Origin of the sequence: Rhizobium sp. Root1220 (genome assembly GCF_001426265.1) — a bacterium.
Lineage (GTDB): Bacteria > Pseudomonadota > Alphaproteobacteria > Rhizobiales > Rhizobiaceae > Rhizobium.
Map to the genome: position 1 here is coordinate 72,039 of NZ_LMDG01000014.1, position 13,902 is coordinate 85,940.

16 protein-coding genes are annotated in these 13,902 nt (G+C 59.3%); 3 read left to right on the forward strand and 13 right to left on the reverse strand.

What is annotated here, in order from left to right:
• Window positions 1-2: 2 nt before the first annotated feature.
• Window positions 3-845, forward strand: coding sequence for an ABC transporter permease subunit (locus tag ASC90_RS13055; RefSeq protein WP_056540829.1), 843 nt, complete (start codon window positions 3-5; stop codon window positions 843-845).
• Window positions 846-946: 101 nt separating this feature from the next.
• Here ASC90_RS13055 and ASC90_RS13060 read toward each other — a convergent pair whose 3' ends face one another.
• The 4 genes from ASC90_RS13060 to ASC90_RS13075 form a co-directional block, all read right to left on the reverse strand.
• Complete coding sequence (locus tag ASC90_RS13060) at window positions 947-1,240, reverse strand: hypothetical protein (RefSeq protein WP_056540832.1); 294 nt, start codon at window positions 1,238-1,240, stop codon at window positions 947-949.
• 80 nt (window positions 1,241-1,320) lie between these two features.
• Window positions 1,321-2,361 (reverse strand): fatty acid desaturase, encoded by a 1,041-nt coding sequence (locus ASC90_RS13065; protein WP_056540837.1) that lies wholly within the window; start codon window positions 2,359-2,361, stop codon window positions 1,321-1,323.
• A gap of 76 nt (window positions 2,362-2,437) precedes the next feature.
• Entirely contained in the window at window positions 2,438-2,818 is a 381-nt protein-coding gene (locus ASC90_RS13070; protein WP_056540839.1) for a DUF6481 family protein, read from the reverse strand.
• A gap of 187 nt (window positions 2,819-3,005) precedes the next feature.
• The gene (locus ASC90_RS13075) at window positions 3,006-3,215 is read right to left on the reverse strand and encodes a cold-shock protein (protein WP_056540842.1); all 210 of its coding nucleotides are present in this window, start codon (window positions 3,213-3,215) and stop codon (window positions 3,006-3,008) included.
• A gap of 353 nt (window positions 3,216-3,568) precedes the next feature.
• Between ASC90_RS13075 and ASC90_RS13080 the strand changes: the two genes are divergently transcribed.
• Window positions 3,569-4,420: a glycerophosphodiester phosphodiesterase family protein gene (locus ASC90_RS13080; RefSeq protein ID WP_056540845.1), complete on the forward strand. Its 852-nt coding sequence runs from the start codon at window positions 3,569-3,571 to the stop codon at window positions 4,418-4,420.
• Here the strand turns inward: ASC90_RS13080 and ASC90_RS13085 are convergent, their stop codons facing one another.
• The 8 genes from ASC90_RS13085 to ASC90_RS13120 all read right to left on the reverse strand — a co-directional run bounded on the left by ASC90_RS13085 (window position 4,421) and on the right by ASC90_RS13120 (window position 12,213).
• Window positions 4,421-5,242 (reverse strand): inositol monophosphatase family protein, encoded by an 822-nt coding sequence (locus ASC90_RS13085; RefSeq protein WP_056540848.1) that lies wholly within the window; start codon window positions 5,240-5,242, stop codon window positions 4,421-4,423.
• The gene (locus tag ASC90_RS13090) at window positions 5,242-6,246 is read right to left on the reverse strand and encodes a LacI family DNA-binding transcriptional regulator (RefSeq protein ID WP_056540851.1); all 1,005 of its coding nucleotides are present in this window, start codon (window positions 6,244-6,246) and stop codon (window positions 5,242-5,244) included. Before ASC90_RS13090 ends, ASC90_RS13085 begins: the two co-directional genes overlap by 1 nt.
• Entirely contained in the window at window positions 6,230-7,009 is a 780-nt protein-coding gene (locus tag ASC90_RS13095) for a glycerophosphodiester phosphodiesterase (RefSeq protein ID WP_056540854.1), read from the reverse strand. The genes ASC90_RS13090 and ASC90_RS13095 overlap by 17 nt, the downstream gene beginning before the upstream one ends.
• A complete protein-coding gene (locus ASC90_RS13100) occupies window positions 7,009-8,064 on the reverse strand; it encodes an ABC transporter ATP-binding protein (protein WP_056540856.1) in 1,056 nt (351 codons plus the stop codon). Before ASC90_RS13100 ends, ASC90_RS13095 begins: the two co-directional genes overlap by 1 nt.
• Window positions 8,064-8,906 (reverse strand): carbohydrate ABC transporter permease, encoded by an 843-nt coding sequence (locus ASC90_RS13105; RefSeq protein ID WP_056540859.1) that lies wholly within the window; start codon window positions 8,904-8,906, stop codon window positions 8,064-8,066. Before ASC90_RS13105 ends, ASC90_RS13100 begins: the two co-directional genes overlap by 1 nt.
• A gap of 2 nt (window positions 8,907-8,908) precedes the next feature.
• Entirely contained in the window at window positions 8,909-10,210 is a 1,302-nt protein-coding gene (locus ASC90_RS13110) for a sugar ABC transporter permease (RefSeq protein WP_056540863.1), read from the reverse strand.
• A gap of 53 nt (window positions 10,211-10,263) precedes the next feature.
• Window positions 10,264-11,610 (reverse strand): extracellular solute-binding protein, encoded by a 1,347-nt coding sequence (locus tag ASC90_RS13115; protein ID WP_056540866.1) that lies wholly within the window; start codon window positions 11,608-11,610, stop codon window positions 10,264-10,266.
• Between the two features lie 417 nt (window positions 11,611-12,027).
• A complete protein-coding gene (locus ASC90_RS13120) occupies window positions 12,028-12,213 on the reverse strand; it encodes a hypothetical protein (protein ID WP_056540870.1) in 186 nt (61 codons plus the stop codon).
• A 299-nt stretch (window positions 12,214-12,512) separates the two neighbouring features.
• Here ASC90_RS13120 and ASC90_RS13125 point away from each other — a divergent pair, with 299 nt between their 5' ends.
• Entirely contained in the window at window positions 12,513-12,809 is a 297-nt protein-coding gene (locus ASC90_RS13125) for a hypothetical protein (RefSeq protein ID WP_056540873.1), read from the forward strand.
• 356 nt (window positions 12,810-13,165) lie between these two features.
• Here ASC90_RS13125 and ASC90_RS13130 read toward each other — a convergent pair whose 3' ends face one another.
• The gene (locus ASC90_RS13130) at window positions 13,166-13,414 is read right to left on the reverse strand and encodes a hypothetical protein (protein WP_056540877.1); all 249 of its coding nucleotides are present in this window, start codon (window positions 13,412-13,414) and stop codon (window positions 13,166-13,168) included.
• Window positions 13,415-13,902: the final 488 nt, after the last annotated feature.

The window sequence follows — 13,902 nt, forward strand, 5'->3', positions numbered from 1 at the left end:
TCATGATCCGCGATCAAGGTCTCACCTCGAAGATCTGGCGCCTCGCCATCTGGGCGCTTGCCACACTCTTCGTCCTCAATCTTCTTGCCGTCATCGCCGCCGTCGTTGTCAACTCTTTCGCTACCCGATGGCTCGGCACCTGGCTTCCGGCAGGCTGGACGACAAAGTGGTATTTCAGTGCATGGAAGGAATTCCAGCTCTCCAGCGTGGTTCTCGTCACATTCGAGATCGTCTTCACCGTCGTCATCATCTCCGGCATTCTCGGTGTCATGGCGGCGTACGCGCTGGCGCGACGCGATTTTGCGGGAAAGCGCCTGGTCGTACTGCTCTTTCTGCTGCCGCTGCTCATTCCGCCGCTCACCTACGGCATCCCACTCGCGACCGTGCTCTATCAACTCGGGCTTGGCGGGACTTTCTGGGGCGTGGTGCTGATCAACGTCGTGCCGTCGCTGCCGTTCGTCGTTCTGGTCATGATCCCATTCATCGAACAGATCGATCCGCGCATCGAGGCGGCTGCCCGTGTATTCGGGGCAGGGACGACAAGTCTGTTCGTGCGCATCCTGCTGCCGCTGCTCTTGCCAGGCATGCTTGCGGCCCTGCTGCTCGTGCTCGTTCGCACGATTGCCATGTTCGAGCTGACGTTCCTAATTGCCGGGCCGACGACGCAGACGTTGGTGGTTTCTCTCTACTACGCCGTATTTGCATCAGGTGTGCGTGCGGGCCAGTCGATTGATGCGATGGCGGTCGTCTACATGGTGACGACGCTTTTCTGGCTCATCATCGCGCTTCAATTTGTAAATCCAACGCAGATTGTGGCGAGGGCGAAGCAGCCGTCGGCACACTAGATTGCCGATGCCCGGTCATGGAAAACAGCGGAGCAGAAATGCACCGCTGTCAACTGATTCCCCCGTGAAGGGGAACCACTAATTCGGCCGGATCAAGCCGACTATTTGTTCTTGAGAAGCCAGATTTTGCCTGCCATGGTTATCCCATGTGCCGTGCCTTCGGCCGGGACATCGGCATCCAGCGGCTCAAGAAAACCCATGCCGCGCAACTCGGTCAGGGTTGTCGTGCTCAGGAACTTGATCTTCTGTGGCCGCTCCTTGAACCTGTCGGTCTTTGCGTAGGTGACAGTGGCGTTCAGATGCGTCCACTTCTTGGCGTCCTGCGGGAACAGGTCTCCGTCCAGGGCAAGTTTCAAACCCCTGATTTGAATGGGTGTAAGGTCTACTTTGTTCAATTTTCTATCCTCGAAACGGCTAGGCCGAAGGTGAATGACGACCTGCGCTCGGCGCGGGCGATTTGTTCACACTTAGGGCATCATATGGTGGCGGCTACTTTGGCTGCATCACGGAAGGAGACGAGCTTTCCGCTCTTTTCATCCCACAGTGTGAGCCTGACGCATTGAAGGCTTTCCCAGAGTGTTATGCGACCGATGCCGGCCAGCTCGGGATAGTCACGCAGGACCTCAGGGAGGCGATAGTAAGGTATTCTGCTCGACAGATGATGGACGTGATGAACGCCGATATTGCCGGTGATCCATCGCAGCACCAGCGGCAGGTCGTAGTGGGAAGCGCCGTGCAGTGCGGCCTGCGGGAAATGCCACTCCTCGCCCTTTGACCAGTGCGTTTCCTCGAACTGGTGCTGAACATAGAAGAGCCATACGCCGGCCGCGCCGGCAAGCAGCACGATAGGGAGATGGATCGCGAGGAACGGAACAAGTCCGAAAGCCCAGATCATGCCCGCAGCCAGTGCAGCCACGGCCACGTTTGTCGCCATCGTTGAAATCCAGGGCAGGGGGCCGTCGCGCATCATTCCCAGCGGTAGGCGTTGCTTGATGAGAAAGAGCCATGCGGGGCCGATGCCGAACATCACCAGAGGATGCCGATAGAGGCGGTAAGCGAGCCGCTTTGATCGGGGCAGCGAACGATACTCGGCGATCGTCAGCGTGGTAATGTCGCCGATACCGCGCTCGTCGAGGTTTCCCGCCGTCGCGTGATGCGCGGCGTGCGCCCGTCGCCAGTAGTCATAGGGTGTCAGGGTCAGGACGCCGAGGATGCGACCGGTCCAGTCATCGAGGCGCCGGCGGGCAAAGAAGGAGCCGTGCCCGCAATCATGCTGGATCATGAACAGGCGAAGCAGAAATGCCGCGGCCGGAACGACCAGCGCCAATCCCAGCCAAAAACCGTTGTGAACGGTGACATAGGCGCACATCAGGATTGCAATGAATGGAAGCAGCGTGACGAGGAGCTCGAAGCTGCTCCGCCCCATGCGTGGCTGGCGGTAGGCTGAAAGAATCTTCAGCCAAGCTCCGACATTTTCTTCGGCAGGTGCCGCAGTTGCGTAGGCGTGAGCGCTCATGAAGGTCGATCCGTGTTGGCCGGGTATGCTGCGTCGCCGAAACGGACCCGCTTGCACTCTCCAGTATATTCAGTCCTCAGCTCTTGCGAGCCTTGCGTGCCGCATAGCGACGGTCTCGCTCGGCCTTACGTTCGGCTTCATCGGCTAGAACGCGCGCGATCCGATCGTTGACCTCTGCTTCGCGAGCCTCGGCTTCGGCCTTCCTGTCAGCCTCGGCTGCGGCCGTGCGTGCTGCGGCCTCTACGAGGAGGCGCTCGTTTTCCGCCTGCTTCAATGCTTCGCGCTCGGCGCGACGAGCATCTCTGGCGTTGGCAACGGCCTCACGCGCGGCAAGCCGCTCCTGCATTTCAGGATCGGTCGGTTTCGGTGCAGAAGCAAATTTAGACAGCAATTCTTTCTTCGCTTGCGCGGCGGCAGTGCGACGTTCTGCAAAGCCATTGTCGTTCAGGTGTCTCAACGTGTGTTCCTTGTTCGTATCTCGGGTGGTGGTATTCGCGGCATTGCGAATAGATCGTCAGGCCGAAGCTCTATCAGCATTTGCGGCGATTTAAGAGCACATGACGAAAAAAAAGGCCAGACATGCGCCTGACCTTTCGAACCTTGCGCTTCCATGCCAGTACATCCGCGGTCATGGAGGCTAAAAGTTAAGCGGCCCGAAGCTGGCCGGCGGCCATCTTTCCCGACTTCTGGTCGCGCTCGATCTCGAAGCCGAGTTTCTGGCCTTCGACGATCGAATTCAAGCCTGCGCGCTCAACAGCAGAGATGTGGACGAAAACGTCCGTGCTGCCGTCGTCGGGCTGAATGAAGCCGAAGCCTTTGGTGGCATTGAACCATTTTACTGTGCCAGTGGCCATAATGGACCCTTTCTAAAAGTACTGACTACCGCAGCGCGAAGCACAACGGGCATTTTTCGACTTTTGAAAGGGAAAGTTCGTCACGAAGCGCGAGGCGCAGCAAAAACAAAGATCGGCAAACAAAGTATCGATTGCTGTTTCCCTACAGCTTTGATGCCGCCGCGTCAACTTTTTGTTTCGGTGACACGTTCGAATATATACCATAGGTTGTTCTAGCATGCGAATTTATGCTCTTCCCACCGTCGCCGGCCGGGGCAGCGGTTCTCTGAGGGAAGAAAGCCTTTGCGCTCCCGGCCCCTTGCAATCCGCTCGTGCCCAAGGCAAGGCAACACAAGCGACAGGCGGAGAGTGAGATGATCGAGTCGGGCCTTGAAATCCTGCATGAGGGCCGTTCCACAAGGCTGAAATGGCATCGCTTGCGCCGGAAAATGCGCGACCCATTGTTTTCCCGCGAGGTCATGCGAGCCGGATTCAAGGATGGAGCGTCGATGGAACTCGACCTGCGGGTGCGTTCCGATGGCGGCTTTGTCGTACTGCACGACGCCGACCTGGAAGGCGAGACGACCGGATCCGGGCTGATCGTGGACAAGCGGATGGACGAACTCTTGCCGATCCGCATGCGGCAGGGCGGGCGGCCGCTGATCCTAAGCGAAGATCTTTCCGCCATGATGCAGATGGCGCATCCTCAATCGCTGTTGCAGTTCGACATGAAGGACGACTACGCGACGATCGGCGAGAAGGGCATTACGCATCTCACGGCGCATTTCAGCAACATTGCCTCCTCGATCATCGTCAGTGGCGCCTGTCTTGACCTGATCGTCGCGGTCAAGGAGCGACTGCCGCATCTGAAGCGCGGTATCGATCCGACCGACAAATTGGTGGATATCTACCGGCAGGAAGGGCTCGCTGCCGTTGAGCGCGAGCTGTTTGCCGACCTGCGCGGGCCGACAGAGCCGGACACGGTATACCTTCACTGGCCGCTAATTCTGCGCGCCAAGCGGGAAGGTCTTGATATGATCGGCCTTTGCCGGACTGAAGGGCGGCGCGTCGATGCCTGGACTTTCACATTGAAAAGCCCGGACACAGGATTCGACGAAGGGGAATGGGCTGATTTTTCGGCGCTGATGGCGCTGCAACCCGATCAGATCACCACCGACGAAGCCCCCGCGACGGAACGTGCCTGGGCACAAAGGACGATGGGCTGATCAGCCTGTCACCGCTGACAGGCCTTCGATCTCGAGGATGAATTCGAACTCCCGAGCGAGCCCCGGCGTGAAGGCGACAACAGGGCCGCCATGCTCGAGAAGGGTCTGCAACTCCGGCATGGCGACCTTCGCGCCCGCCTCCGAAGCGATGAGCGCGCCAGCCAGCATATCCCATGCGTTGAGGTGCCGCTCGTAGTAGAGGTCTGCTGCCCCCTCGGCGACGCGCAGCAGATCGATCGCCGCCGCGCCCATCCGGCGGTAGTCCATGCCATGCTCATGCAGGCGGTGGGACACCGCAAGATGCTCGTCGAAACTTGTCTTGCGCGAATGGCCGAGGATGCACATGGCATTGGCCGGGTCGGTTGTTTTCGCTGCGTGGACAGGCACACCCTCGCGGAATGCTCCTCGACCACGGATTGCCGACGCGACCGAATCCTTGGCGGCATCGTAGACGGCTCCGATCTCAAGGCGGCCTTCGGCGCAGAAGGCGATCGACACGCCCCAGTGGCGGAAACCGCGGATGTAGTTCGTCGTACCGTCGATCGGGTCCACCACCCAGGTTCCGGCGCTACCGGAAGTGCCGCCGGTTTCCTCGCCCATGAAGGTGTCTTGCGGAAACATCGAAAGGAGGCCGTCGCGAATGGCCTGCTCGGCATTGCGGTCGGCGACAGTAACGAAATCCTGCAAGCCTTTGTTCTCGACCTCCAATCCCGAACCCATTTCCGCGCGAAAGCGGGCCGCCTCTCGGCCAACGCGGCGGGCGATCTCGATCGCAGCCGCAGCACGGGTATTGAGGGCAGCGGCATCGAAAGCGGAACTCATCAGGCGGTCCTTCTCTGGATCAGCGAAACGGGCGTGAATTCCACACGCGCCGTCATGTTTGGCTCGGCCATCCGGCTGATCAACAGGTCGATGGTCTGTTCGGCCTGGAGATCGCAGGGCTGGCGAATGGTCGTCAATTCATAGGCGGCCCAGCTTGCTTGGGGAATGTCGTCATGGCCGATAACGCGGACGGCGGGTGCGTCATCGCGGTTGAGGCCGGACATCAACCGATCGACGACGCCGCAGGCCATGTAGTCGTTGGCGCAAAAGACGCCGTCAATCGCCAGGGATCCAAGTTCGGACGCAACGTCGAAGCCGCATCGATAGTCGTTTACGGCGACTGAAAGAAGTCGTGCCTCGACGCCCCGCTGGCGGCAGCGACCGAGGAAAGCCTCGCTGCGGCGGCGCGCGGTATAGGAAACGGACGGCGCTGCAATCACGCCGAGGTGCTTGGTGCCCGCATCGATCAGATGATCGGCGGCGAGATGCCCGGCGGTGCGGTCATCGGAAATGATGCGGTCGACGAAGGGAATGTCGTCGCCCTTGTTAATCAGCACGATCGGCACGCCATCGGCGGCACACTGCTCGCAGATCTCCGTCGGCGGAGCGTCCGATGTTACCACTACGCCGGAGACGGCATAGTGCAGCAGCTGGCCAATGACAGTCGACGTATCCGCCTCCTTCGAGGTTGGCAGAAGGATCGGTCTGAAATTGCGGGATATGAGCGTGCGCGCCAGATGCTCGATTTGGAGCGTGCGAAATGGGTTGTCTAGCCCCGCGGCAACGACGCCGACGAGATCGGAGCGCTTGTTCGTCAGGCTGCGGGCCAGATAATTGACCCGATAGCCGAGCTCCTTGGCGGCTTGGTGGATCTTTTCGCGGGTCTTGGGAGAGACGCTGGCATCCGGCGTGAAGGCACGTGAGACCGCCGCGCGAGACACACCTGCCACGCGCGCCACATCGAAGGACGTTACTCTGCGCGGTCCCTTATCCTTGTCGGCCACGTTTTTGTTCCCCACCCGAGCCGGCGCGCATCATGTCCGGCAAATCTGTGCAGATGCCGAGCACCGGCAATTTCATTAAATCATCCAGGATCGTCCGTCTTTCTTCGTGCCATAGGACGATCTCGCGGTCTTCTGAGAAGGCCCGGTTCATAAGTGAAGGGGTAACCAGATCCTGCGGCCGTTCGCCGGCGCGTTCCCAGCAAAGATGCAGGATGTCAGCGTGCGCCTCGTCGCCCATGGCGTGCGGATCCTGGCCGACGCGGATGAGCACCGAAAGCGGATACTCGCAGCCCGCCTCGCGAAGCTCGCGGACCTGTGCCGTGTCGAATGAGCCAAGGCAGGCAAATCGCTGGCCCTGTTCCCGAAGGTGCTGCCAGCAACGAAGGCCGCTTCCGGGCGCCTTCAGCTCGACATACAGACCTGTTCCCGTTTCGCGCCCAAGTGTGGCGACCGCCTCGAAAGTCGGAACATCGACCGCGTCCAATGCCGCAAGCTCGGCAGCGGTCATCTCCGAAATACGACGGTCCACGCCAAAGACCCGCTCGAGATGGTCGTCATGGGAGACGACCACCACGCCGTCCTTTGTCAACTGCGTGTCGAGCTCCCACATTTCCGCGCCGAGCTCCGCCGCCAGCCGGAAGGCGGCGAGGGTGTTTTCACGGGCGTGGCCGCTCGCGCCACGGTGGCCGACGCAAAAGGGAAGTTGGCCCTTGCCTGCAGGCCAGCGATAACGTTCGAAGAAGGCCGAGAAATCACGTTGCATCAGAGTCTCCGTCCGCTTTCGTCGAATATCAGCACGTTGCGGCTGTCGATGGCCCATGTGACCTCGTCGCCAATGGCGATGTCATGGCGTACCGGCTGGATCGATCGCAACAGCGGACCGTCGGCAAGCCGAACGTCGTAGAGATTTTCGCGGCCCTGGGTTTCGGCGAAGTTGACCGTGCCGGTAACGTGCACGTCGCCCGCCGGATTATAGTGCTCCGGCCTAACGCCGAGCATGAGCTTGACACCTTCGCCGGCATTGACCGAGGCCGGAAGCGGCACTTCTATCTGGCTGCCAGGAACGGAAAAGGCACCTTTCGATGCGATACCATGCAGGAAGGTGATGGGCGGGTTGCCAAGGAAGCCGGCGACGAATGCGGTCCGCGGGTCGTTGTACATTTCAGCCGGTGTTGCGATCTGCACGATTTCGCCTTCCTTCATGATGGCGATGCGGTCGCACATACTCATCGCCTCGACCTGGTCGTGGGTGACGAGAATGGCGGTAATGCCCGTCTCTCGCTGGATGCGCCGGATTTCCGAGCGCATCTCCAGCCGCAGCTTCGCATCGAGGTTGGCGAGCGGCTCATCGAGAAGCAGGACATCGGGCTTGCGAATGAGCGCGCGGGCAAGCGCCACGCGCTGCTGCTGCCCACCGGAAAGCTGGGAGGGACGGCGATCCATCAGGTTGCCGATCTGCACAAGACCGGCGATGCTGTCTACTTCCTTGCGAATATCTGCCGAAGCCATCCCCTTGACCTTCAACGGGAAGGCGATGTTTTCGGCGACCGTCATGTGCGGATAGAGCGCATAGGACTGGAAGACGACGCCCACATTGCGCGCCTGGCTCGGCAGATCAGTCACGTCGCGGTCGCCGAAAAGGATGCGGCCGCCGGTCGGGCGGTGGATACCGCACACGGCGAAAAGCGTCGTCGACTTGCCGCAGCCGGAAGGACCGAGCAGTGCCAGCATCTCGCCATGCGCCACTTCGAGATTCATGTTCTCGATTACTTTGGTTGAGCCGAAGCTCTTCGAGAAATTGTCGAGGAGGATACGCATCAGCCTTTGCTCCCGCCGCCATAGATATTCATGAGGTATTTGTGGAAGAACCCGTAAAGCAGCAGGACCGGGATCACGTAGAACACGCCCACTGCCTTGAAGGTACCGAAGTTGAAATTGTTGTCGTCAGCGATCAACCCGGAGAGATAGACCGACAGCACCTGGACCCGGGCGCCGGGCGCCAAAACCTGCGGCAGGATGAATTCACCCCAACCTGACAGGAAGGAGAAGAGCGCCAGCGCCATCATCGCAGGACGCACCTGCGGGAGCACGAGGCTGCGCCAGACGCGGAACCGCGAGGCACCGTCGACGACGCCAGCCATCTCGATTTCCCAAGGGACGGCGTCATAAAAGCCCTTCATCAGCCAGATGCCAAGCGGCAGGTCGATGGCAGCCTTCACCAGGATAACGCCGATCAGAGAGTTATAGAGGCCGACCATCTGCAGCACGATGAAGATCGCGATAATCAGCGTCACCGACGGAAATGCGTGCAGCACCATGACGCCGGCGAGGAAGAAACCGCGTGCGGGCACGTTTAGCCGGGAGAGCACGTATCCGGCCATCGACGAGACGAGGAGCACGACGGCAGTCGTGCTCGCGGCAAAGATAAGCGTATTCAGCGTCACCAGCCAGATGTTGGGTTTTCCGGGTGGTGTCTCCCAAAGGAAGGCCCAGTGGCGAAAGGTGATCGAATCCGGGATGAGCGCTGCCGGCTGCTTGTCGGTGATCGTGTCGATGAAGAGATAGGCATACATCAGCACCAGTGGCAGGCTGACGATCGCCAGAGCCAGGATGACCGGCCAGGTACGGTAGTTGGCCGAGGGTTGCGATTTTTCCGCCATGATCAATCCTCGATGAGCGGCCGCGCAACCAGCGTGGCATAGTTGAAGACGCGCAGGTAGGCGAGCGAGAGGATGATGCCAATGACCACTAGGACCAGCGCCATCGCCGCGCCGAGCCCGTATTCCAGGTTGCCGGCATAGTTGTTGAGCGCCGTGTGGTAGGCAGCAAGCGACCAGACTTCGGTCGCCTTGCCCGGCCCGCCGCGGGTCGAAAGCAGGATTTCATTGAAGGAAGCGAGCAGCGACAGCGTCTGGTAGCAGGTGACAAACAGGATCGGCCAGCGCATCTGCGGCAGGATGATGTAGCGGATCTGCTGCCAGCGGCTGGCGCCGTCTACCTCGCTGGCAAAGAACTGGCTTTTTGGAATGGCCCTCAGCGCCGAGGAAAAGACCAGCATGCCCATGGAAGCGCCGATGAAGCCGTTGATCAGCACCACGAAGAACCAGGCATGGTAGGCGGTGTCGAGAAGGTAGTTCTTCGGCGGGTAGCCGAACTTGCCCATCAACACCGATATGAAGCCGGTATCCCATGCGAGCCACTTCCACATCAGCACATAGATGACGACAGGCGTGATGCGCGGCAGGAGCCAGATCGACCGGAAGATCGTCGCCGGCATATCAGGCATGTAGTGCGTCCAGATCGCCAGAGCCATCGCGTAGGTCGTGTTGAACAGCACGAGGACTAGCGCGACGAAGAGAAGCGTATTGAAGAGGATTTGCGCCATGTCCTGCGAGGACGCGATGCGCGAGAAATTCTCCGTGGTCCAGTTCCAGCCGGTATAGGTTGCCTTGGCGAGGCCTTCCTTCTGCTCCGGCGTCAGCTTGTAGCCGAATCTGTCGAGCGAGGCGAAAAGGTCGTCCTTGCTCGCGAAACGCAGGTTGGCGACGGAGCGGTTGAACTGCTCGGAGATCTGCTTGACGTCTCGGGTCGAGGGCCGGTCCTGGAGATCCTTGATCATGCGTTCAGCCTCGCGTCGCGAGGGGAAGACTTCACCGAGATGCTTTTCGCGCAGTTCGGCGGCGATGCCGGGTTGAAGCCCGAGGGCCTCGACGCCCTTGATGCCTTCCTCGTCGATGGCGTAGCGCGGTTCGGTCAGCTGCTGCACGACATCCGGCATTTCGCGCTTGAGCGCGTCCAGCGAATTCGGCGCGATCTGGTACGCACCGCCCGAGATGCCGGTGGCCGTCGTCATGTTCGTAAAGGAGAAGACGGCGGTCAGTACGACCGGCATCAGGAAGAACAGCAGGATCATGGCCGCGGCAGGCGCGATCATCACGAGCCCTAGCGTTCTGGACGTTCTCATCGAAAGTCTCCGCAAAGATCCGGGCGGACTTGCCGCCCGGAGTGTTGGGGTGTTTAGCGGATGACGATCTTGTCGCCGAGTGTGCTCTTCAGCTCGCTCTCGACATCGTTGACGGCGGCGTCAGGGGTCTTGGCGCCGGTCCAGGATGCTTCGAGGCCCTTCCACATGATATTCCAGTAGGTGCCGAAATCGGCATTGTTGGGCATCGCGTTGGCGTAGGGCAGCAGGCGCTCGGTGGCTTCACGCGCCCAACGATCGGAGGAGTAAAGCTCGATTTCGGTTTCGGCCTTCGAAATGCCGAGGTGGGCCGACTTGACCGCATGTAGCACGTTGATGCGCGGCTCCGAAGCGATCTTGATCAGCTGGGCAGCGACCTCGGTGGAATCTTTGTCGTGGCCAGAGGTCAGGAGATAGACGAGCGGGTGGGTCAGGGTGTTGGCCTTGCCGCCTTCGCCGGCAGGGATCAGCGTGAAGACGACGTTGCCGAAGAAGTCCTTAAGGCCCTCCTGGTTGACATAGCGAGCATAGTGCCAGGTGCCGCCGTGCCAGATGCCAGCCTTGCCGGAGGCAACTTCCTTCCACCATTGATCGCCGGGCATGCCGATATGGTTCTTCTTGGTGACACCATCCTTCACCGCGTCAGCGAAGAACTGGTAGGTGCGCTGCATGGCCGCCTTGTCGAAGACGAGCTTGCCGTCTTCTTCCATCGTGCCACCGAAGCTGGTGTAAAACTGCCAGTAGTCAGGACCATTGGAGTTGCGCGGATAGAAGCCGTAGCCCGCCTGGACGAGGCCCTTATCCTGCATCTTCTTGGCGTCTTCCAGCACGTTCTTCATCGTGTAGCCGCCGTCTTGGACCTTCTTCGGCAGCGCGTCGAGATCGGCGTCGCTATAGCCGATCGCCTTCATGTAGGGCTTCCAGAAGAACATCGGGCGGGACTCGGCGTCCTGCGGAATACCGTAGACCGTGCCGTTGAACGAGGCGATGCTCATCAGGTTTTCGTAGATGTCGTTGAGCGGCCAGGAGTCTAGGTCGACGTAGTCCTCGATCGGCACGATCAGACCGGACTGCGCCCAGGGGCCGATGTCTTCATGGCCGGTGACGACGATATCAGGTGCCGTCTTTGCTTCTGCGGCGAGCGTCATCGCCTGCTTGAAGTCTTCCCACCCACTGTAGGCCTTCTTCTCGACCTTGATTTTCAGGTCTTCGCCCTTGATCGCGGCTTCACGCTGAAGCTGCTCGGCCGCGATGTCGATCGCGTCGAGGCGATAGACATCGTTGGGCCCGGTGCCGCCGGCCCAGACGGTGATGGTGACATCCTTGGCAAAGGACAAGGCTGTCGTCGAAGCCAGAATGGCGGCTGCGATGGTCATGCACTTCAATGTTGGCAGAATAGTCATTTCTTCGTCTCCCCAGAAGAGCGGTGTGAACCTCTTGGCGGGCCATCACCATTGTTGAAGGCCACCGCGAGGTCCCGAAAAGCGCGAACGAAGTCCGCTCTAAGGGGCGTACGTAACGGCCGAATGACAAAATTGAGCACGTGTGCAAAATTATTATGACGAGCCAAAAAAACATTGCAAGCGCTGTTTTGCCGAGGCGGCAGGGCAACGAACTGGCGATGGAGCTGGGACGTAGTTGGGGATGCAAGCCAGCCCGGATTGTTCGCCTGCCTGATCAAGCTCCGAAGGATTTGCGGGTTGCATCGCAACCGGCAATCCCGCGCCTGACTGGAATCTCCCGACCAGTGGGAGGGTGGGTGGTGCGTGGCTGCTTTTTCGCCTGGAATCCGCTTGAGTGGATAAATTCGGCAGCCGAACTCAGGCGGCCAGGAGAAAGCCGTCGTCATCCCCGCGGTTCAGGTTGCCAACCAGTTCTTCGGCCTCCTCCGCCGTGAGCATATCCATGACAAAACCGTCGATCAGCGCGTCCGATCCGGTGGCTGCATCGAACACCGTCCAATAGATGTTGAGGTTCTTGCGCAGGCTGTATCTTTGGGCTTCCATGGGAAATTCCTCCGGCTTGGCACCCCTGCATTTGGCGGTGCGAGCTTCCTTTAGAAGATATGCATATAAAGACACGATCCGACAGCCGAAGGAATTGCGCCTGCGTATAGAGATGCTATCCGTTGGGATAGGGCGACCATACCGCAAAAAATAACGCGGAACAGGCGTCGGAACATCGCCGGCGAGGGCCGAAGGCGCTCTTAACGCGCGGCGTTGTGGCTCCGATGCAGGACGACGCCACGATATTCGTTTGAACTGAGTTGGAAGCGCTGCATAACTGAACTCATTCAGGAGGCACCATGAAAAATCTGCTCTTGGCCGCTACGCTTCTGCTCCCTTCACCGTTATTCGCCGCCCCAGCTACGGAGGTGAACGCCCATGATCATACGTGCAACGAGATTGTGCAAATCATTCGCCAGAACAAGACGGTCTTTGTTCGCGTTGGCATCGGGGGGCGAAGCTTCCGCTATCCCCCGGCCAAGTGCAAGCTAGGGGACAAGCGCGGCACCACGAGCTTGCGCGATGCCGCGGGAAGGCAGTGCATCCTCGACTACGCTTGCGTCTATGATCCGGAATCGTTCTATAATTTCCGCTAGCGCAGCGATCAGGTGGAACTGGCGGGTCGAGGGGAATTGTACAGCTGTTTCAGCCGAGGTCGGAGTGGAGAGATTCGAAGTCTTGAATCTTTGCATTCCATCATTGATTTTATTGTGAAAATTTACGCCATCTGCGGACCGTGTGTACCGGTGGTGTGCCCTCAGGTCAAGCTGCCCCACCGCCCATCGCGATTGTACGGGCAGCCCTTAGATAACACCCAAACCAACTCTATGGTTGGGTTCAACGGAATTGTTCATTCCTTTAACAAATGTGCGGGTAAAAGGTCAGACTTAGAAGCCATTATTGGCCGGATCATCTGACGAACCTCGCGCTCGTAGATTGGATGGCCCGCCAATCACAAATACTGAGCGGCATGCTTCTCAAGCGTTACCATAGAAGGTCGCTTTTCACCTTTCCAGTTGGCCATTGCCCGCTTCAAGGCATCCCCCAGGGTCGCTGCGGTTATTCCTAACTCGCGCTCAAGGTCTTGACGTTTTGCTGAAGCCTCCGCGAGCCGTTTGCTGGCCTCGGCTTGTTCCTTCTTCAGTAAAAGTTCGTCTGATCGCTCAAGGCGCCATGCTGTAACCCGGGTGGTAATCGCCATGGTCCTCCACTCTGGTTTCGAAGTCGAATGAGGTCATCGCAGCACTTCGAAATTTTGTTCAAGCTGCCGTATGAGGCCCTCATACGCAGCCCTGACGGCACATATCAGAATTGAATCAACGACATCATGATTGAAACGCGCATAGTGCCGATATTCGTCCCTTGGCGCGGGGTTCAGCGAACCGACATCTCGGATGTACATTAACTCGTTAGATGCACGCCTTTGAAAATATTGCGATTCGTCCCCCATGAACCAACGGAAATCTGGAGGGCTTTCCCACACTCGGTGGGGGATCAGGTTCATGGTCGACTCGTGTCGATTGGCCCAATTGTGTTCCGACTTATCCCATCGTGCGGGATGCCAAACGACCGACAAATTATCTTTGATGGTAACCGCCCGATTGCTACCGCGTAGATTTGGCTTTGATGCGAGCGACGAGCAGCTCGTTGTCAACAAAGCTGTCTAGGAAGTCGTTCCATTCTTGGGGT